Below are 17,941 nucleotides of genomic sequence, written 5' to 3'. Positions count from 1 at the left end.
ATCGAAGAGGGAATATTACTAATGTCTGAGACGGGCAACATCCAGTACGTTGATGAGGTTGACGTACTGCATATCGGCGCCGGAATTATGAGTGCCACGCTGGGAGCAATGATCCGGGAGCTTGAGCCGGAGTGGACTCAAGCGGTGTATGAGCGACTTGAGGGGCCAGCGCAAGAGTCCTCGTACCCGCTCAACAACGCGGGTACCGGGCACTCTGCGCTGTGTGAGTTGAACTACACGCCTGAAAAGAATGGGCAGATTCAGATTACAAAGGCGCTCGCGATTAATGAGAAGTTCCAGATCGCGCGCCAGTTCTGGTCCCATCAGATCGACAATGGCAAGTTGGGGGACCCAAGCGAGTTCATTCACCCAGTCCCACACGTTTCGTTCGCGCAGGGGCAGGACCAGATAGACTACCTGCGTCGCCGTTACGAGGCCTTGTCTGCGAACCACATGTTCCCGGGCATGGAGTTTTCGGCAGCGGAAGACAAGTTTGCTGAAAAGCTTCCGTTGATGGCGAAGGGCCGCGACTTCGGTGCTGAGCCGGTCGCGATCTCCTGGATGGATGCAGGCACTGACATTAACTACGGGGCGCTGACCCGCCAGTTTTTCGACGCCTCCGTGAAGGCTGGCACCCAGATCCACTATGGGCACGAGGTGCTCAACCTGAAGCGTGAGGGCAAGCTGTGGAATGTCACCGTCCGCAACGTTCGCACTGGCGATAAGCATGTTGCACGTGCACGCTTCGTGTTCGTGGGTGCAGGTGGCTACGCCCTCGACCTGCTGCGTAAGGCAGGCGTGCCGGAGGTGCACGGATACGCAGGGTTCCCGATTTCAGGTATGTGGCTGCGGACCAACAACCAGGAGCTCGTCGCGCAGCACCAGGCAAAGGTGTACGGCAAGGCAAAGGTCGGTGCGCCTCCGATGTCTGTCCCGCACCTCGATCTGCGCGTTGTTGACGGTGAGCAGTCCTTGCTGTTCGGCCCGTACGGTGGTTGGAGCCCGAAGTTCTTGAAGAAGGGTTCCTACCTGGACCTGTTCAAGTCGATTCGTCCCGACAACATTCCTTCTTACCTCGGTGTTGCGGCCTCAAACATCGGCCTGGTGAAGTACCTGGTGGAGGAAGTCTTCCGCGACTTCGACGGCAAGATCGACGTGCTGCGCCAGTACTACCCGGAGGTCAACCCGGCTGACTGGGATGTTGCAGTTGCTGGCCAGCGTGTCCAGGTGATTAAGCCAGCGCGCGCACCGAAGTTCGGTTCCCTTGAGTTCGGTACCGCGCTGGTCAACGACCAGGACGGCACGATCGCGGGCATCTTGGGTGCGTCGCCGGGTGCGTCGATTACCCCGGCTGCGATGATTGAGCTGCTGGAACGCTGCTTCGGCGAGCGCATGGTTTCCTGGGGCGACAAGCTGCACGAAATGTTCCCGACCTATGGCGTATCGCTGCGCGACGACAAGGCGGCGTATGAGAAGCAGTGGGAGTGGACGCAAAAGACGCTTGGTCTGCAGGCGTAGTAGCAGCTTGAAAGTATCGGCCACACGGCTTCCGGTTGTACCGGCGCCGTGTGGCTTTTACGTTCCGCAGAACGTCGTGAATGCGCCGTCAGGTTCCTTCTCGAGCATCCACGGCTCCCCGGCGTCCGGGTCGTATGGGTGGGTGACTGCCTGGAGCAAAGCGGTGAACGGACTGTAGTCGCCAACGTGCTCGACCGCGTCGAGTGCGTCTTGTAGCGCGAAGTTTTTCGGCACATACAACGGACCTGGGCGTCCGTTCACACCGTGTTTACGGTTGTAGGCGGCGAGGTCGTCGACACCTACTACCGCATCGAGGCCTTCCGGTCCGAACCAGCGCTTGGTGGCGCCCTCCCAGCGCTCAGGGATGGTGGCAAGGATCTCGTTGGTGACTGACTCCGGCATCAGTGGCAAGAGCGCTTCCGCGAGTCGGACCAGGTTCCATGCGATCACGTTCGGCTGGGCTCCGAAGCAGTAGCGCCCATGCCGATCGATGGATGAGAAGCATGAGTGCGGGTCAAACCCTTGGGTGAAGGCGCAGGGTCCGTAGTCGATGGTTTCGCTGCTGAGCGCGGTGTTGTCCGTGTTCATGACGCCGTGCACGAACCCGTAGCGCATCCACTGCGCTACCAGTTCAAGTTGCTTGTCGACGACCCCTTCCAGCAGCCTTTCCGCAGCATCGAAACCCGCGGCGTGCACGACGGCCTCCAAGAGTTCATGGGACTGAGTTGCTGCGTACTGCACCGAGCCAACGCGTAGGTGGGAGCGCGCGACGCGGACCACGATGCCCGCTGGAACGGGGCCGCTGCTGCGCATGACTGTCTCACCTGTGCTGATAACGGCGAGGGCGCGTGTGGTCGGAACTCCGATCGCGTGCATATGTTCCGAGACCAGGTACTCGCGCAGCATTGCGGTCAGTGGGCCTTGCCCGTCGGAGCCTGGGCGGGAGAAAGGGGTGCGCCCGCTTCCCTTGAGCTGGATCTCGTACCCGTTGCGGTCGCCGAGGAGGGTTGCGCGGCCGTCGCCAAGCAGGGGCACGAACGCGCCGAATTGGTGGCCTGCGTAGGCGGTTGCAACGCCGCCCGTCGCACCTGTCATCCAGGCGATGCCCTCATCGCTTCGGAGCCACTCCGTGTCGAGGTCGAGCTCGGACGCGACTGACTCGTTGAGGTAGCTCACCTGGGCGTTGGGGAAGTGCGTGGGCGCCACCGTGTCGGCCATGCCTGGGAGTGTTTCCGCAAAGTGTTGGTGGAGCTCGGGGTAATGCATGCCAACAGCCTAAACTGTCTGGGCAAGGAGCAAAAGGAGAGAACATGCAGCAGTACCTGGTGTTGACGCAGTGGGAGGTAAGTGGCCGTGCGCGCGCTTGACCGGCTGATCTGGGAGCAGGCGAGTGAACTCGAGGGGTTCGAGTCAGCCGACATCCTCAACGTGTGCAACGACCCGACCGGGGCGCTTGTGCGTGCCGGGGTGGAAAGCGGGAAGCGTGTCGTCGTCGCGGACACGGACTACTCCCGCTGCCGGCAAGCAGCAGCGTTGGGCGCAGAGGTCGTCGGTGATCAGCGCCTCGATGAGTACCTGGCGGGGTTGTCCGGTTCGTGCGTTGCGTTGGGAGAGATGCCGAAGTCGCTCGCGCGCCTTGACTACCTCGCGCGCAGTATCGCGGGTGCAGGGTTTACGCAGGCGGACGTCGTGTTGGGGGCGAACAACAAGCACCTGAGTCGGACCATGAACAGCGTGTTGGAGCAGTCCTTCGTTGAGGTGCACGCCACGCGGGGTAGAGGTAAATTCCGCTGCCTCGCGGCGCGTGGCCCAAAGCCTGTGTCCTACACGCCGGTAGAAGAAAACGGGTTCGTTGCCATCGGAGGCGTCTTCGCGGGGGCGCGGGCGGACTACGGCGGGCAGCTGCTGCTGTCGTGTCTTCCGGACGCCCCCGGCGCGCTATTGGACCTCGGTTGCGGTAATGGGGCTGTTTCGAAGGGGCTTGAGGGGGAGGTGTGTGCCACGGATGCTGATGCGGACGCGGTGCTTTCCGCCCGCGCGATCGGTATTGACGCGACCTGGGATGATGCCGGAAGCAAGTTTGCCGACGCCTCCTTCGACACCGTGGCGCTCAACCCTCCATTTCACGCGGGCACGACCGTGGACACGACGCTGGTGGAGCATCTGCTGAACGCATCGCATCGCCTGTTGAAACCGGGCGGTCAGCTCTTCATAGTGTTCAACTCGCACCTGCCGTACCGTGCCCAGGTCGCGAAGCGTTTTGCACAGGTGGAGCAGGTGGCGAGGAACTCGAAGTTTACGGTTTTGACAGCTCGTCGATAAGGCGTTGCTGTTCGTCGAGGTACTCCATGGCGGGCTCGCGGAACGTGAAGTTTCGCGTGCGCTTCACGCTGTCGCGCAGTGCGTCGACGTAGTGCTGGCAGCGGCCGACAAGCCCGCGGTCACCGGGGGAGCGCTCGAGCTCCTCGATGCCGGTGGTGAGCATCTCGAAGGTGACCTGTTGCGTGGGTTCGGTAAACCAGCACTCAGGCCCAAGACCGTAGATGCCGAGGGAATCGCGCACCGCAGGTGCGGCCTCTGCCTCGAGGCGCTGCGTGAACTTCGTGTTCGGCGCGTACTCGACGACGCGGGCAAGCCCCTCGGACACCATCACGGCGTTGACGAATTGGCCGTCGCGAAACACTCCGGCAAGTGTGCGCCCGTAGCGGTCGGTGCGCTCCTGGTCGTATTCGAGGCGTACGCCCGTGCCTTCGGGGAGGAGCTCCTCGAGTCGCCGGGTTGCGTCGTCAGCTAAGCACTCGCCGCGCTCCGGAGTATCAATCCCGAGCAGGCGAACGCGCTCTTGCCCAGCGGGGCCGTCGACAACGATCGTGTCGCCGTCAACAACCTGTGCGACGTGAAACTCAGCCTCCGGGGCGTCGACCTGCTGCCAGACCCAGCTACCGGCAGCGAGCAGCACAATCGCAGCGAGGAGCCCAAACACCTTTTTCATAGCATGGCCACCAGCACCGTGAAGAGCGTGTACACCACGACAGCGGCCAGCATCCGTACCAAGTACCGTTTGCCCAGCTGCTGCCCACGGTTGATGATGAGGCGAGTCGGCCGGGACGGAACTGAAATTGCGGCCATCGGATCGCTCGGGGCGTTGTAGACGCCTAAGAAGAATTCGTCATCAGCTCGGGCAATCTCCTCCGCATCGGGCTCGACCTTCTTCGAGGACGTCAGCCGCACCATCAGCACGAGACTGCCGACGACAACCAGGATGGTGAACGCCACCCAAACAGCGGGGGCCAACCACTGTATGTGAGCAAATGCTGGCAGGCGCGTTGTCACGTCGCTGACGAGAAACGCGACAGCAACCGCTACCGCGAACCATCCCAAGAAGCGCCACGTCAGGTGCACAACCTGTTCTACCCGCTGCGCAACACTCACCGAGTACGGTACGGAGGGACTCCCAGGGACCGGCTGTGGCTGTGCAAGTCCACGTGGAGGAAGGCACGCCAACATTAGCAGGGCAGTTCCTGCTGAATACAGCGGCATCATCAGCACGTGCCGTGGCGTCTTCGGCTCCCAACTGTCTGCCTGTCCCGCCGCGTCAAAATGCACCGCAATAGGGTCAGGAATACTGTCCCAGTACAGCAGCAACAGCGCCACGTGCGCTAGCAGCACAATGGCGGCAACACCCCACGGTTTCCAGTTCACCGGCGCACCCATCTACGTCCCTTCCACCACAAGCGTCAGCACCAAACCATTCACCTCGACAGCATAGCCCGCGGCCTCGGCAACCTCGGCGATTTCACTTATCGACGCCACCTCTGGCCCACACGCCAGCGCCCTGGCCAACAGCCCCTTGTAGTGCTTATTAAAGTGACTGACCACCTTGCGCGACCCATCCGGGGCAACGGACTCCACCCGGACCGTCACCGCGCCATCGACAGGCCCAAGCTTCTCGTAGGCACCAGAACGCATATCCACCACGAACGGCTCCTGCGAAAGCGCTGACGAAACCGCTGACCCCCAACGCGCCCGCATTGTCGGCAGTGACCCATCCGCAGCCGGAACCTTGGACGAGGCAGAGACCCGATAGCGCGGAATCATGTCACCAGCGCGCACAACACCGAACAGCGCTGAGCCAACCGCCAAACGGCGAATCGCATCATCCGGCAACGTCTCAGGATCAAGCGCGTCATACAACACCCCCGTATAGCGATAAATCGCAGGCATCACCGGACCCGACCGCAACGATTGATTCTCCACCGCCTCCTCCCGCTTCGTCTTCGGGATCTTCAGCAGCGCCATCATCTCGTCCACGTCCATTGCGGAGAGGTCGTCGAAAAGCGAAGCACGCACCGAATCCAGGGCAGGGAAGGAGACAGACATGGCGTCGCGCTCGCCGCCAGGCGCCTTCGTCTCGGAAGGAGGGAGCAGGATCAACATGCAACTCACCCTAGCGCTAAGATATGCCCCATGATTACACGCCTGTCAGAGCTCTTCCTGCGCACGCTGCGCGAAGACCCAGCCGATGCCGAAGTCCCAAGCCACAAACTGCTCGTCCGAGCAGGCTACGTCCGCCGCGCCGCGCCGGGCGTTTACAACTGGCTCCCACTTGGGCTTCGCACGCTGCGCAAGATCGAAGGCATCGTCCGTGAAGAAATGGACGCCATGGGCGCACAAGAGCTGTTGTTCCCAGCCCTTCTTCCACGCGAACCATACGAGCTCACCAACCGCTGGACCGAATACGGCGATGACCTTTTCCGCCTGCAGGACCGCAAGGGCGCCGACATGCTGCTTGGTCCGACCCACGAAGAGATGTTCACCGCGGCGGTCAAGGACATGTACTCCTCCTACAAGGACTTCCCGGTCACCCTCTACCAAATCCAAACCAAGTACCGCGACGAAGCACGCCCCCGCGCCGGCATCCTGCGCGGCCGCGAGTTCGTGATGAAGGACTCCTACTCCTTCGACATGTCGGACGAGGGCCTGGACAACGCGTACGCCAAGCATCGCGAGACTTACCAGCGCATTTTCAACCGCGTTGGCATCCGCTACGAGATCTGCAAAGCAACCTCCGGAGCGATGGGTGGCTCCGCATCCGAGGAGTTCCTTGCGTACTCCGAGAACGGTGAGGACACCTTTGCTGTGTCGACCGCGGGAGATTACGCCGCCAACGTTGAGGCAGTGACCACGGTTGCACCTGAACCACGCCCGATTGAAGGGCTGTCGGAGGCCGTCGAGCACGCCACCCCAGCTTCCGAGACCATCGCGGCACTCGTGGAGTGGGCACAGGAGGCAGGAGTGCTTATCGACGGCCGCCCTGCCGAAGCCTCCGACACCCTGAAGTGCATGATGATCAAGGTCGACGACCCACGCGTGCTCGACGACAACGGTAAGCCGGTCGGCCCGCAGCTCGTCGGCGTTGTGATCCCGGGCGATCGCGAGCTCGACGAAAAGCGCCTGGAAGCTTCCCTGGAACCAGCGACGTTTGAGCTGGCCAGCGACGAGGACTTCACCAAGAGCGACTTCCTGGTGAAGGGCTACGTCGGGCCACGTGCACTGCAAGCCAACGGTGTACGCGTCCTCGCGGACCCGCGCGTGGTGGAAGGTTCCGCGTGGATCACCGGTGCAGACGCTCCTCAGAAGCACGTCGTCGGCCTCGTTGCCGGCCGCGACTTCACCGTCGACGGGTTTATCGAAGCCGCCGAGATCAAGGAAGGCGACCCCTCACCGTCCGGCAACGGCACAGTGAAGCTTGCCCGTGGCATCGAACTGGGCCATATCTTCCAACTCGGACGCAAGTACACCGAGGCAATGGATGTGCAGATCCTGGACGAGAACGGCAAGCGTGCTGTCCCTACCATGGGTTCCTACGGCATCGGCATCTCGCGCATGATGGCCGTCGTCGCGGAGCAGAAGCACGACGAGAAGGGCCTCGTGTGGCCAGTTGCAGTCGCGCCGTACCAGGTACACGTTGCCGTCGCGAACAAGGACAAGGCAGCCATGGAGGCTGGAGACGCTCTCGTACAGGAACTCAGCGACAAGGGCATTGAGGTTCTTTACGACGACCGCCCAAAGGTGTCCCCGGGCGTCAAGTTCAAGGATGCCGAATTGCTCGGCATGCCGTTCGTTGTGATCCTTGGCCGATCGTTCGCCGACGGCATTGTTGAGCTTCGCATCCGCGGCGGCGAGACCCTTGAGGTCCCAGCTGGTGAGGTTGTGGCGAAGCTGCAGCAGCTCATCGCCGAAAGCTAATTCGGCAGTAGCAAGGAGCCTTATGCTTGCTGCGCGTGCGCGGCAAGCATAAGGCTTTGTTGTTTCCACTCGGAAGAGCTGGCCTGGGATACGGTTCCCCTCCAGGTGTTGGTGAGCTGGGCGGAGAGGGCGTCGACAAGCGCTTCGGCGTCTGCTGCATCATTGAGCGCATCATCGTGGGCGAGTTGATACCCAGCTGCTGCGACTGGAATCGAGTCAGCGTCGCGCAGTGCGGTGCGCAGGAACGCGACGCGCACATTGGAGGCGTCCTCCAACGCGGCGATACGCGCGTGCAGCGGCGCATCCGCATATGCCTTTGCCAGCCCCAGCCCATAGAGGAACTCGTACTCTGTATTGAGCGCCGCACTGGCAAGCTCGATATCGCCCTTGTTTTGCAGTGCGGCGACGTCCTCAGCGTCGAGTTCGGGGCCGATTGCCGCGATGATGTCGACGGCCTGCGCCGCAACTAAGTCTCGCGACTGCGCTGGAACCTTCTCCAAAGAAGCTGTCACGGACTGCTCGACGAACTCTTGCAGAGCTGCATCGCCGCTGACACCCACGGCTTCACCAGGACCGGTGGAAAACTCGCAGCTGCGCGGCAACTCCGCGTCAATGTTGCCGCAGAGTCGCGCAACCTCTCCAAAAAGCTCATCCGCCTGCTTGCCACGAAGCTCAGCGAGTGCTGGATCCGAAAGACTGCGCGCATCCGCAGTCGCCTGTTGCGCAAGGCCAAGCACTGCTTTGTCGGGGCGGGGCCCAACAACACCGAGAAGGTCGCACGACGAAAGCGTCAGCGACAACGGCACCGCAAGAACAGCAACCAGCAATTTTTTCACGGGGAAAACGCTAGCACGTTTGCGTCGCGCTATGGTGGGCACATGGCTTTTCCAACTCCCCAAGAATTAGAGACACTCATTGAGCCGCTGGCCCAACGCCACAACATGGACATCGAACACGTCAAGGCAGTGAAGGCTGGCAAGAAATCCCAGATTGTCATCGCGCTTGATGCCGATGCGCGTCCAACGCTGGACGAGCTCGAGGTAGTGTCCAACGAAATCGGGGAGTTCCTCGACGAGCAGGAAGAAGTCGGAGCGTTCTCATTCGGTGCTGGTTACACGCTGGAAGTTACGACCCCAGGCGTCGACTTACCGCTCACAGCACCGCGCCACTGGCGTCGTAACCGCGGACGGTTGGTGAAGCTCAACGACACCAACGGCCAGAGTTCTATCTGGCGCATTGGCGCGATGAACTCCGCGGAAACGAAGGTCGCGCTGATCGAGGCAGGGAAGAAGACCCCGGCGGTGCAAATCTTGGAAGTTTCCGAAATGCCGAAATCGGTGGTAGAAATTGAGTTCAACACGCCGCCCGCTGCTGAGCGAGAACTCAGCGAGGCGACGTTTGAAGAAGCAGAAGTAGCAGCAACCCTGTAAGGGATCCGGAGGAAGACAAGTGAATATTGACGTCCAAGTCTTGAAGAACATCGAAGCACAGCAAGGAATTGGGTTCGACGAACTACTCGAGACCATCGCCTCGGCGCTGCTCTTCGCGTACACGGACAACCTGGAGCACCCCCAGGATGAACACCACAAGGCGCGCGTCGACATCGACTCCGAAACCGGTGACGTTGCCGTCATGGTTTCTGAGCTCGACGCTGAGGGCGAAATTATCTCGGAGTACGACGCCACCCCGGTCAACTTTTCTCGAATCGGTGCGAGGGCCGTGCGCGACGCCATCAAGGGCAAGCTATTGGCCGTCGAAGCTGGTCGCGTGTACGAGGAGTACTCCGGCGCCGAAGGTACTGTTGTCTCAGGCATCGTGCAGCGGGACGCGCAAGCGGAAGCACGCGGAATCTCCGTGGTGCAGCTTGGAACCGAAGCCGATCCACAGGATGGCCTGCTCATCCCGGCAGAAAAGATCCCTTCCGAAACGCTCAAGCACGGTGACCGCATTAAGGCGTACGTAGTCGGCGTCAATAAGTCTGACCGTCGTGTGCAGGTAAGTTTGTCGCGCACGCACCCTGAGCTCGTGCGCGGATTGTTCGCGCTTGAGGTCCCGGAAATCGCAGATGGCACCGTTGAGATCGTGGGCATTGCCCGTGAGGCGGGGCACCGCTCCAAGATCGCTGTACGGGCGACGGTGAAGGGTGTCAACGCGAAAGGCGCTTGCATCGGCCCGCGCGGCTCGCGCGTCTCAAACGTGATGAAGGAGCTCGGCGGGGAAAAGATCGACATCATCGACTGGGCAGAGGATCCGGCTACGTATGTTGGAAACTCACTGGCGCCATCGAAGGTTGTCAAGGTCGAGGTCGTCGACCCAGTGGCGCAAGTAGCGCGCGTTACCGTGCCTGACTACCAGCTGTCACTTGCGATTGGCAAGGAGGGGCAGAACGCACGTCTGGCTGCCCGCCTTACCGGTTGGAAGATCGACATCCACTCCGACGCAGCCGCAGATTAACGACGCCACATCCTGGCCTCTGTGTTGGGAATTCACACAACGCTTATAAAAACTTGGCAAAGTGGCGTAGGCTGGTCCGTGGCTAATTTTCCCATCGTGGTGTTGGCCACGCGATAGCCGTTCAGCAATGTCGAGTATGTGGAAGAAGGGTGTGGATGACTTCAGCGAGCAAACGCTCAATCCGTCGTCGCACCTGTATAGCCACAGGCCGGAAACTTCCAGATAGGGAATTGCTCCGGGTTGTTGCTGACGGTACTGTTCCAGGTGTTGTTCTTGCAGATCCCACCCGATCATTACCTGGGCGGGGAGCGTGGATAACCCCTACATGGGATGCATTAAAGCTGGCGGAAGAGCGTAGAGCTTTCTCTCGCGCCCTCCGTCTGTCCGCTCCGGCGGACGTAGGTCATGTACACAAGTACCTCGCTGAAAAGGCGAAAGACCCAACAGAAGTAAGGAAGACCGAACACTGATGAGAACGCAACAATGAAGCAGCATCAGCGATGAAAGTCATAATCAACGTCTAGAGGCCGGTCGCCGTTTCCGGTGCCGCCCTCTAGCCCAACTAAGAGGAGACACGTGCCCGGAAAGCTACGCGTACACGAGCTCGCAAAACGACTCGGCGTAACAAGCAAGGAACTACTCGCCACTCTGAAGGAAGAGGGCGAATTCGTAAAGACAGCTTCCTCCACCATTGAGCCTCCCGTCGTCAAGAAGATGACGGCACTGTACGAGCAAAAGAATGGTGGCGGAGAAGAAGCATCCGCGAAGGATAAGGATGCAGCGAAGCCCGCTGGTAAGGCGTCGAAGCCTGCAGCAGCAAAGCCTGCGGCACCAAAGCCAAGTGCTGCAAAACCTGCAGCACCAAAGCCCGGCGCTGCCACACCAGCCGCTCCAAAGCCCGGCGCTGCTAAGCCAGCTGCCCCGAAGCCTGCAGCAGCAAAGCCTGCGGCACCAAAGCCAAGTGCTGCAAAACCTGCAGCACCAAAGCCTGCCGCAGCGAAACCTGCAGCACCAAAGCCGTCGGGTATGCCGCGGCCGATGCCGAAGCCGGGTGGCCGCCCACGGGTAGCCAACAACCCATTTTCTTCCAACACTGGTGGGGCACGACCAGCTCCACGTCCAGGTGGTCGCGGTGCACAGGGTGGCCGTGGTGGTCAGCCTGGTCGCGGTGGCCAAGGTGGCCCACGCCCAGGGCAGAACCAGGGCCAGGGTCGCGGGACTGGCGCGCAGCGTCAAGGTAGCCGTCGTCCGTCCCCAGCAGATATGGCAGCGGCACCGTCGCCAACGCAAATGCCACGCAAGGCGGCTGGGTCGGACAACCGTGGTGGTCGTGGGCACGGCCGCGGCCGTGGTGGACACGGCCCGGGCGGCCCACAGGGCGGCGGTTTCCGCGGTCGCGGTGGACGTCGTGGCGGAACCGCTGGTGCATTCGGCCGTCCAGGTGGCGCACCAGGGCGTCGTCGTAAGTCGAAGGGTCAGAAGAGGGCCGAGTACGAAGAGATGCACGCACCAAACGTTATCGGTGGCGTACGTCTTCCCGATGGCGGTGGCAAGACTGTGCGTCTGCGTCAGGGCGCGACCTTGGCTGACTTCGCTGACAAGATCGGTACCGAAGCATCGAACCTGGTGCAGGCGCTGTTCAACCTTGGTGAAATGGTAACGGCAACGCAGTCGGTTCCTGAGGAGACGCTGCAGCTACTCGGTGCCGAAATTAACTACGAGGTTAAGATCGTCTCTCCTGAGGACGAGGACCGCGAACTTCTCGAGTCCTTCGACCTCCAGTTCGGTGAGGATGAAGGCACCGAAGAGGACCTTGAACAGCGCCCACCAGTGGTGTCTGTCATGGGTCACGTGGACCACGGTAAGACCCGCTTGCTGGATACAATTCGTCGCGCCAACGTTGGGCGCGGCGAGGCCGGCGGTATTACCCAGGGCATCGGTGCGTACCAGACCACCGTTGAGCTGGAGGGCGTTGAGCGTAAGATCACCTTCCTCGATACCCCAGGTCACGAGGCGTTCACGGCAATGCGTGCCCGCGGTGCGAAGTCGACCGACCTCGCTATCCTCGTTGTCGCTGCTGACGACGGCGTGATGCCACAGACGGTTGAGGCTATCAACCACGCCAAGGCTGCAGACCTGCCTATCGTGGTTGCAGTGAACAAGGTGGATAAGCCGGAGGCTTCGCCGGAGAAGATCCGTGGTCAGCTGACCGAATACGGACTGGTTCCGGAGGAGTACGGCGGTGACACCATGTTCATCGACATCTCCGCGAAGCAGGGCACCGGCATCGACGAACTGCTCGAGGCAGTCTTGCTGACCGCCGACGCAGCTCTCGAGCTGCAGGCGAACCCGGACATGGATGCACAGGGCGTGGCTATCGAGTCGCACCTCGACCGTGGCCGTGGCCCAGTCTCCACCGTTATCGTGCAGCGCGGTACGTTGCGCGTCGGCGACTCCATCGTTGTGGGCGGCAACTTCGGCCGTGTCCGCCGAATGGTCGACGAGTGGGGCAACGACGTTGAAGAGGCTGGCCCGTCCCGCCCGGTACAGGTACAAGGCCTCAATGGCGTTCCTGGTCCAGGCGACAACCTCCTGGTAGTCGAGGACGACCGTGTTGCCCGCCAGATCGCTGCGCAGCGCGACGCTCGTCATCGCGCTGCTATGCAGGCACGCAACAAGAAGCGCGTCTCTCTGGAGAACCTGGATCAGGCGCTCAAGGAGACCAGCCAGCTCAACCTCATCCTCAAGGGCGACAACGCCGGTTCGGTGGAAGCTCTGGAGGAGGCGCTGCTCAAGATCGAGGTCGACGACGAAGTCGAGGTAAACATCATCGACCGTGGCGTCGGTGCTGTTACCCAGACCAACGTCGTGCTCGCGGCCGCTTCCGACGCTGTCATCGTGGCATTCAATGTCCGTGCTGAGGGCAAGGCTACGGAAGAAGCCAACAACGAGGGCGTCGAGATCCGTTACTACTCGGTGATCTACAAGGCGATCGAGGAAGTCGAGGCAGCCCTGAAGGGCATGCTGAAGCCGATCTACGAAGAGAAGGACCTGGGCAAGGCCGAGATCCGTCAGATCTTCAAGGCATCTTCTGTCGGCCTCATCGCAGGCTGCATGGTTACCGAAGGCAAGGTCAAGCGTGGAGCGAAGATTCGCCTCGTGCGCGACGGCAATGTTGTTACCTCGGACGCGACCATCGACTCGCTGCGACGCGAGAAGGACGACGCAACAGAGGTTGCAAAGGGCTACGAGTGCGGCATGGTGCTGTCCTACCCGGACATCCAGGTCGACGACATCATCGAGGCATACGAGATGGTGGAAGTCCCCCGCGACTAGTCGGTAGAGAGAAAACGGCCCTGCTCTTTCGCAAACGCGAAGTGAGCAGGGCCGTTTCTTTTCTTGAAGTAGTGGGCTGCGTCGTAGCAGGGTAGACTGTTCGGAGGTTTAGTGCCAATGAAGTAAAGGAGACGAAATGTCAGAGAACCCTCGCGCGCAGCGCCTGGCGAAGCAGATCCAAATGATCGTCGCTTCGGCGATAGAGCGTGAAGTGAAAGACCGTCGCCTCGAATTGGTGACTATTACGGACGTCCGGATGACCGGCGACCTACATGATGCGACTGTCTACTACACGGTCCGCGGAAAGAATATCGACGACGAGCCGGACTACGATCAGGCTGCAGAGGCGCTGCACCGTCACCGAGGGCAGATCCGCAAGATTGTTGGCGACCAGTTGAGCGTCCGCTTTACTCCTACGATTGAGTTCAAGCTTGATACGGTTCCGGAGTCCTCGGCGCGGATGGAAGAGCTGCTGGAAAAAGCTCGTCGTCGCGATGAGGAGCTGGCGCGACTGCGAGAGAACGCCCAGCCAGCAGGTGAGGAAAACCCGTATAAGACGATTGAAGAGTAGGCACTATGGCGTTGTTATTTCCCCAAGCAGAGGCCGAATTTAGCAAAGTTGCTGGCGCCATCAAGAGCGCATCGAATGTTGCGGTGCTGGCCCATATCAAGCCCGATGCTGATGCGATTGGATCGGCGTGCGCTCTTGTTCGCGGATTGCGGCAGATCGGAATTGAAGCCAGTGCTTACATCGGCCAGCCATTCCCGCACGCAAATAACCTGCGCTCTATTCCGGGGGTTGATGAGGTCGTCTATGGGGAAGCGTTACCAGCGGATGGGCTGATCGTCACGGTTGATTGTGCCTCGGTAGACCGAACGGGATGCTACCAATCTGAGCTTATGGCGCAGCAAGAGCGGGTGATCGTGCTTGACCATCACCGTTCGAATGACGGGTTCGGAGCGCGGAACCTCATTATCGATTCTGAATCGACGACGACTATCATCCGGGAGCTGTTCACGTACCTCGGCGTCGAGTTAGATGCTGAACTGGCCTACTGCCTGTATTCCGGGCTTGTCACCGACACAGGTAACTTCCGTTGGGGTTCCCCGAGAATGCATACGCTTGCTGGAGAGTTGTTGGAATTCGGGCTCAATCCAAGGAACATATCCCTGCAGCTTTCGGACGAGATGACGGCCGATGACCTACGTTTGATGGGTAGTGCATTAGCAAGCTTGGAATCACGCCAAGTCGATGATCTCACAGTTTCGTTCATGTGTATTGATGAAGCTGCGATGCAAGCGATGAGCCAAACTGCCGTTGAAGCCGTAATTGATTACGCGCGTGTCCTCGTTGGCAGTGACGTCGGGGTTGTACTCAAGCAGTTCCACCCGGAGCGGTGGGGGATTTCCTTGCGCTCGACAAAGGTAGATGTCTCCGTCGTTGCAAGTGCGCTCGGCGGGGGTGGTCACCGCCCGGCTGCGGGGTACTCAGCGCAAGGAACGAAAGAGCAGGTACAAGATCAGCTTCTGGCTGCATTGCATGACGCATACGTTGCGGAGTAAGGCTGCTCCTGTATGACGAATACGCATGGTGTGCGGGCGCGTGACATTTTTGCCCTGGCGCTACCGGCCCTCGGCGTGCTTGCGGCGAATCCTCTGTATTTGCTGCTGGATACTGCTGTGGTTGGAAGGCTGGGCACGGTTGAGCTTGCGGCGCTCGCTGCTGGTACTGCGGTGCAATCTACGGTGACCACGCAGCTGACGTTTCTTTCCTACGGCACTACCGCGCGTAGCTCGCGTCTTTACGGCGCAGGTCGGCGTGCTGATGCGGTCGCGGAAGGCGTCCAGGCTTCGTGGGTGGCAATACTCGTGGGCCTCGGATTGGCGTCGATTATTTGGCTGTTCGCCGAACCCATCGCGTTTGCGTTGACTCAGAATGCGGAAACGTCTGCTGACGCGGCGCAGTGGATGCATGTCGCGGCGGTCGCTATTCCGCTGACGCTGCTGATTATGGCAGGTAATGGTTGGATGCGAGGAGTGCAAAACACCAGGCTACCGTTTGTGTTGACGCTGTGCGGTCTTGTACCCGGGGCGGTTCTATTGCCTTTGCTTGTTGACCACTTTGGGCTGGTGGGCTCTGCTGTGGCCAACGTAATAGGAATGGGAATTACCGCTTCACTATTCGTTGGGGCGCTTGTAAAGGAACATCGAGGAGAGGGCGCTGTTTGGCGCCCACAGTGCAATGTCATTGCCCATCAGTTGGTGCTTGGACGTGACTTGATTTTGCGCTCCGCCTCCTTTCAGATTTCGTTGCTCGCCGCTACTGCAGTCGCTGGTCGTTTTGGTGTCTTCGCATTGGCCGCGCACCAGGTATTGCTGCAGTTGTGGAACTTCCTGAGCCTCGTGCTGGACTCGCTCGCAATTGCAGCTCAGACGCTTACAGGGGCTGCACTTGGGCAGGGAAACGTGGAGCGCGCAAGAGGGACAGGTGCAGCTGTTACGCGCTACGCTACGGTGTTTGCGGTTGTGCTCGCTGCGGTTTTTCTTGTGTTCGATGGGCCAATCCAGTCGATTTTTACGCATGATCCTGGCATGGCAGACGCGCTGGCTGTCCCTTGGCGGTGGTTGGTGGCGATGATCGTTGTGGGGGGTGCGGTGTTTGCGCTCGACGGGGTGCTGCTTGGAGCGAGTGACGCTGTCTTCCTGCGCAACCTTTCGATTGGCGCAATGCTCGGTGGATTTTTGCCTTTGACGTTGTTGTCCATGTGGCTGGGGTGGGGTCTCGCGGGTGTGTGGGCCGGCTATTTTGTCTCAGTCGTGTTGCGTCTGGTGGGAGTGCTGTGGCGGTTCCGTTCGATGAAGTGGGCGCGCACCGGGGTAGAGGAGTGAGTACGTCATGCTAGGTCCGACACTGTGGGCGGTCAGCGACCTGCATGCTGCAGTGAAGGCGAATCAGGCCAAGATCGACCTCATTCAACCGCGGCATGAGGGGGATTGGCTGATTGTCGCGGGTGATGTTGCAGAGAAATTTGAGCTGATAGTCAACGTGATGGGTGTACTTGCTCAACGGTTTGAGAAAGTCATCTGGGCCCCTGGAAACCACGAGCTGTTCTCTAGCGAGCGATCACGCTACAGAGGCCGTGATAAGTACGTTGCGCTAGTCCAGGCAATGCGAGAACTCGGCGTTGTAACGCCTGAGGACCCGTACCCGGTATTCCACGGCATTACGGTGGCGCCACTGTTTACTCTGTACGACTACTCGTTTCGCCCTCAGCATTTAAGTGTCGACGCCGCGCTGAAGAAAGCTCGCGACAACAACATTCTGATGACGGACGAGTTTGCTATCCGCCCATTTGTAGATACTCGTGCGTGGTGCTGGGAGCGCTTGGCGTACACAACGAAGCGCCTTTCTCGCGTGCACGGGAAGACGATCTTGGTCAACCACTGGCCACTGGTAAAGGAGCCAACGCACCGCCTGTTCTACGGGGACATTGCCATGTGGTGCGGGACCCGGCACACGCGCAGTTGGCCTAAGCGGTTCCAGGCACAGGCCGTAGTCTACGGACACCTTCATATCCCGGGGACCGTACATGTAGACGGCATTCCGCATATTGAAGTGTCGTTGGGGTACCCCAGGGAGTGGCAGCGCTGGCCAGAGGAACATCGTTGGCCGTACCCAGTCTGGGAGGTGAACCGCTAGTGCGCGATCTGTCATTATTCCCTCCCTCTGCGCGGTTCGTCTCTCTTCGAACCGATGACGGCCATAATCTCCGCAATTACGATAATCTCGACGAGCAGGAGAAAGGCGTTGTCCGCGGAGCGGTCGATATCCGGAAAGGGGAGTTCGGCGATGCCCGTTGGTGTGCGCACCGCGCCCTCGACGAACTAGGGGTCGAAGGTCCTCACCGCATCATGCGGGGCGAAGCTGGGATGCCGTTGTGGCCCGACGGCGTGTGCGGCTCCTTGACGCATACGGATGGTTTTCGTGCGGCGGTCGTTGCGCCACTCAACAAGGTGCGCTCTATCGGTATTGATGCTGAGCTGGCGGAGCCGCTTCCGGAAGGCGTATTGCCCCAAATCGCGTGCCCAACCGAGCTTGAGATGTTGGACGCACTTCGGGCAGAGGGCTGCTTCTGGGCTGATCGGCTGCTGTTCTGCGCGAAAGAGGCCACATATAAGTGTTGGTTCCCGTTGGCGCGAAAGATGTTGGAATTCGATCAGGCGGAAATCTATATCCGGCCGAACGGAACATTTGTTTCGTACATTCTCGAGCGGCCGACGCCCGCTCCGTTCTTTGAGGGGCGCTGGGTGCACCGGGCTGGCTACGTCATCACTTCTGCGTTTCTGTTGTAGCGACAAACGCGAAAAACGGCGTTAGCGCTGA

Annotated in this window: 17 protein-coding genes; 12 read left to right on the top strand and 5 right to left on the bottom strand. The window is 60.4% G+C overall.

Annotation, left to right across the window (positions count from 1 at the left end):
• Window positions 1-21: 21 nt before the first annotated feature.
• Window positions 22-1,518, top strand: a complete 1,497-nt coding sequence (gene mqo, locus KBP54_RS06945; RefSeq protein WP_256005107.1) for a malate dehydrogenase (quinone) — start codon at window positions 22-24, stop codon at window positions 1,516-1,518.
• 57 nt (window positions 1,519-1,575) lie between these two features.
• On the opposite strand, the gene KBP54_RS06940 is transcribed toward mqo, so the two are convergent.
• Window positions 1,576-2,784 (bottom strand): protein adenylyltransferase SelO family protein, encoded by a 1,209-nt coding sequence (locus tag KBP54_RS06940; protein ID WP_256005105.1) that lies wholly within the window; start codon window positions 2,782-2,784, stop codon window positions 1,576-1,578.
• Between the two features lie 87 nt (window positions 2,785-2,871).
• On the opposite strand from KBP54_RS06940, the gene KBP54_RS06935 reads away from it, so the two are divergent.
• Window positions 2,872-3,840: a class I SAM-dependent methyltransferase gene (locus tag KBP54_RS06935; protein WP_256005104.1), complete on the top strand. Its 969-nt coding sequence runs from the start codon at window positions 2,872-2,874 to the stop codon at window positions 3,838-3,840.
• On the opposite strand, the gene KBP54_RS06930 is transcribed toward KBP54_RS06935, so the two are convergent.
• The 3 genes from KBP54_RS06930 to yaaA are packed head-to-tail and all read right to left on the bottom strand — an operon-like array spanning window position 3,815 to window position 5,955.
• A complete protein-coding gene (locus tag KBP54_RS06930; protein WP_256005101.1) occupies window positions 3,815-4,510 on the bottom strand; it encodes a thermonuclease family protein in 696 nt (231 codons plus the stop codon). The genes KBP54_RS06935 and KBP54_RS06930 overlap by 26 nt on opposite strands.
• Window positions 4,507-5,232 (bottom strand): DUF1648 domain-containing protein, encoded by a 726-nt coding sequence (locus tag KBP54_RS06925; protein ID WP_256005100.1) that lies wholly within the window; start codon window positions 5,230-5,232, stop codon window positions 4,507-4,509. Before KBP54_RS06925 ends, KBP54_RS06930 begins: the two co-directional genes overlap by 4 nt.
• Window positions 5,233-5,955 (bottom strand): peroxide stress protein YaaA, encoded by a 723-nt coding sequence (yaaA, locus tag KBP54_RS06920; RefSeq protein ID WP_256005098.1) that lies wholly within the window; start codon window positions 5,953-5,955, stop codon window positions 5,233-5,235.
• A gap of 30 nt (window positions 5,956-5,985) precedes the next feature.
• On the opposite strand from yaaA, the gene KBP54_RS06915 reads away from it, so the two are divergent.
• Window positions 5,986-7,767, top strand: a complete 1,782-nt coding sequence (locus KBP54_RS06915; protein WP_256005097.1) for a proline--tRNA ligase — start codon at window positions 5,986-5,988, stop codon at window positions 7,765-7,767.
• Window positions 7,768-7,787: 20 nt separating this feature from the next.
• Here KBP54_RS06915 and KBP54_RS06910 read toward each other — a convergent pair whose 3' ends face one another.
• Window positions 7,788-8,603 (bottom strand): DUF4439 domain-containing protein, encoded by an 816-nt coding sequence (locus KBP54_RS06910; protein WP_256005095.1) that lies wholly within the window; start codon window positions 8,601-8,603, stop codon window positions 7,788-7,790.
• 42 nt (window positions 8,604-8,645) lie between these two features.
• Here KBP54_RS06910 and rimP point away from each other — a divergent pair, with 42 nt between their 5' ends.
• The 9 genes from rimP to KBP54_RS06865 all read left to right on the top strand — a co-directional run bounded on the left by rimP (window position 8,646) and on the right by KBP54_RS06865 (window position 17,910).
• Window positions 8,646-9,197: a ribosome maturation factor RimP gene (gene rimP / locus KBP54_RS06905; RefSeq protein WP_256005094.1), complete on the top strand. Its 552-nt coding sequence runs from the start codon at window positions 8,646-8,648 to the stop codon at window positions 9,195-9,197.
• 19 nt (window positions 9,198-9,216) lie between these two features.
• Window positions 9,217-10,221: a transcription termination factor NusA gene (nusA, locus tag KBP54_RS06900; RefSeq protein ID WP_070478894.1), complete on the top strand. Its 1,005-nt coding sequence runs from the start codon at window positions 9,217-9,219 to the stop codon at window positions 10,219-10,221.
• Between the two features lie 155 nt (window positions 10,222-10,376).
• Window positions 10,377-10,691 carry a YlxR family protein gene (locus KBP54_RS06895; protein WP_256005092.1) on the top strand — a complete coding sequence of 105 codons (315 nt, stop codon included), beginning with the start codon at window positions 10,377-10,379 and terminating at the stop codon, window positions 10,689-10,691.
• Between the two features lie 106 nt (window positions 10,692-10,797).
• Window positions 10,798-13,557 carry a translation initiation factor IF-2 gene (gene infB / locus KBP54_RS06890; protein WP_070478896.1) on the top strand — a complete coding sequence of 920 codons (2,760 nt, stop codon included), beginning with the start codon at window positions 10,798-10,800 and terminating at the stop codon, window positions 13,555-13,557.
• Window positions 13,558-13,693: 136 nt separating this feature from the next.
• A complete protein-coding gene (gene rbfA / locus KBP54_RS06885; RefSeq protein ID WP_070362305.1) occupies window positions 13,694-14,128 on the top strand; it encodes a 30S ribosome-binding factor RbfA in 435 nt (144 codons plus the stop codon).
• A gap of 5 nt (window positions 14,129-14,133) precedes the next feature.
• Complete coding sequence (locus KBP54_RS06880) at window positions 14,134-15,120, top strand: DHH family phosphoesterase (RefSeq protein WP_070976709.1); 987 nt, start codon at window positions 14,134-14,136, stop codon at window positions 15,118-15,120.
• A 12-nt stretch (window positions 15,121-15,132) separates the two neighbouring features.
• Window positions 15,133-16,446: an MATE family efflux transporter gene (locus tag KBP54_RS06875; RefSeq protein ID WP_070976712.1), complete on the top strand. Its 1,314-nt coding sequence runs from the start codon at window positions 15,133-15,135 to the stop codon at window positions 16,444-16,446.
• Between the two features lie 7 nt (window positions 16,447-16,453).
• Window positions 16,454-17,257 carry a metallophosphoesterase family protein gene (locus tag KBP54_RS06870; RefSeq protein WP_070478902.1) on the top strand — a complete coding sequence of 268 codons (804 nt, stop codon included), beginning with the start codon at window positions 16,454-16,456 and terminating at the stop codon, window positions 17,255-17,257.
• Window positions 17,257-17,910: a 4'-phosphopantetheinyl transferase family protein gene (locus tag KBP54_RS06865; protein WP_070362309.1), complete on the top strand. Its 654-nt coding sequence runs from the start codon at window positions 17,257-17,259 to the stop codon at window positions 17,908-17,910. The genes KBP54_RS06870 and KBP54_RS06865 overlap by 1 nt, the downstream gene beginning before the upstream one ends.
• Window positions 17,911-17,941 lie beyond the last annotated feature (31 nt).

Source organism: Corynebacterium pseudogenitalium (assembly GCF_024453815.1).
In the GTDB taxonomy this organism is placed as follows: Bacteria; Actinomycetota; Actinomycetes; order Mycobacteriales; family Mycobacteriaceae; genus Corynebacterium; species Corynebacterium pseudogenitalium.
The sequence above is the reverse complement of the archived record's forward strand: the minus strand, read 5'-3'. Positions and strand labels throughout refer to the sequence as shown.

Coding starts and splice junctions, on each gene's coding strand:
- mqo (WP_256005107.1), top strand. CDS start 22: ATGTCTGAGACGGGCAACATCCAGTACGTTGATGAGGTTGACGTACTG.
- KBP54_RS06940 (WP_256005105.1), bottom strand. CDS start 2,784: ATGCATTACCCCGAGCTCCACCAACACTTTGCGGAAACACTCCCAGGC.
- KBP54_RS06930 (WP_256005101.1), bottom strand. CDS start 4,510: ATGAAAAAGGTGTTTGGGCTCCTCGCTGCGATTGTGCTGCTCGCTGCC.
- KBP54_RS06925 (WP_256005100.1), bottom strand. CDS start 5,232: ATGGGTGCGCCGGTGAACTGGAAACCGTGGGGTGTTGCCGCCATTGTG.
- yaaA (WP_256005098.1), bottom strand. CDS start 5,955: ATGTTGATCCTGCTCCCTCCTTCCGAGACGAAGGCGCCTGGCGGCGAG.
- KBP54_RS06915 (WP_256005097.1), top strand. CDS start 5,986: ATGATTACACGCCTGTCAGAGCTCTTCCTGCGCACGCTGCGCGAAGAC.
- rimP (WP_256005094.1), top strand. CDS start 8,646: ATGGCTTTTCCAACTCCCCAAGAATTAGAGACACTCATTGAGCCGCTG.
- KBP54_RS06895 (WP_256005092.1), top strand. CDS start 10,377: ATGACTTCAGCGAGCAAACGCTCAATCCGTCGTCGCACCTGTATAGCC.
- rbfA (WP_070362305.1), top strand. CDS start 13,694: ATGTCAGAGAACCCTCGCGCGCAGCGCCTGGCGAAGCAGATCCAAATG.
- KBP54_RS06880 (WP_070976709.1), top strand. CDS start 14,134: ATGGCGTTGTTATTTCCCCAAGCAGAGGCCGAATTTAGCAAAGTTGCT.
- KBP54_RS06875 (WP_070976712.1), top strand. CDS start 15,133: ATGACGAATACGCATGGTGTGCGGGCGCGTGACATTTTTGCCCTGGCG.
- KBP54_RS06870 (WP_070478902.1), top strand. CDS start 16,454: ATGCTAGGTCCGACACTGTGGGCGGTCAGCGACCTGCATGCTGCAGTG.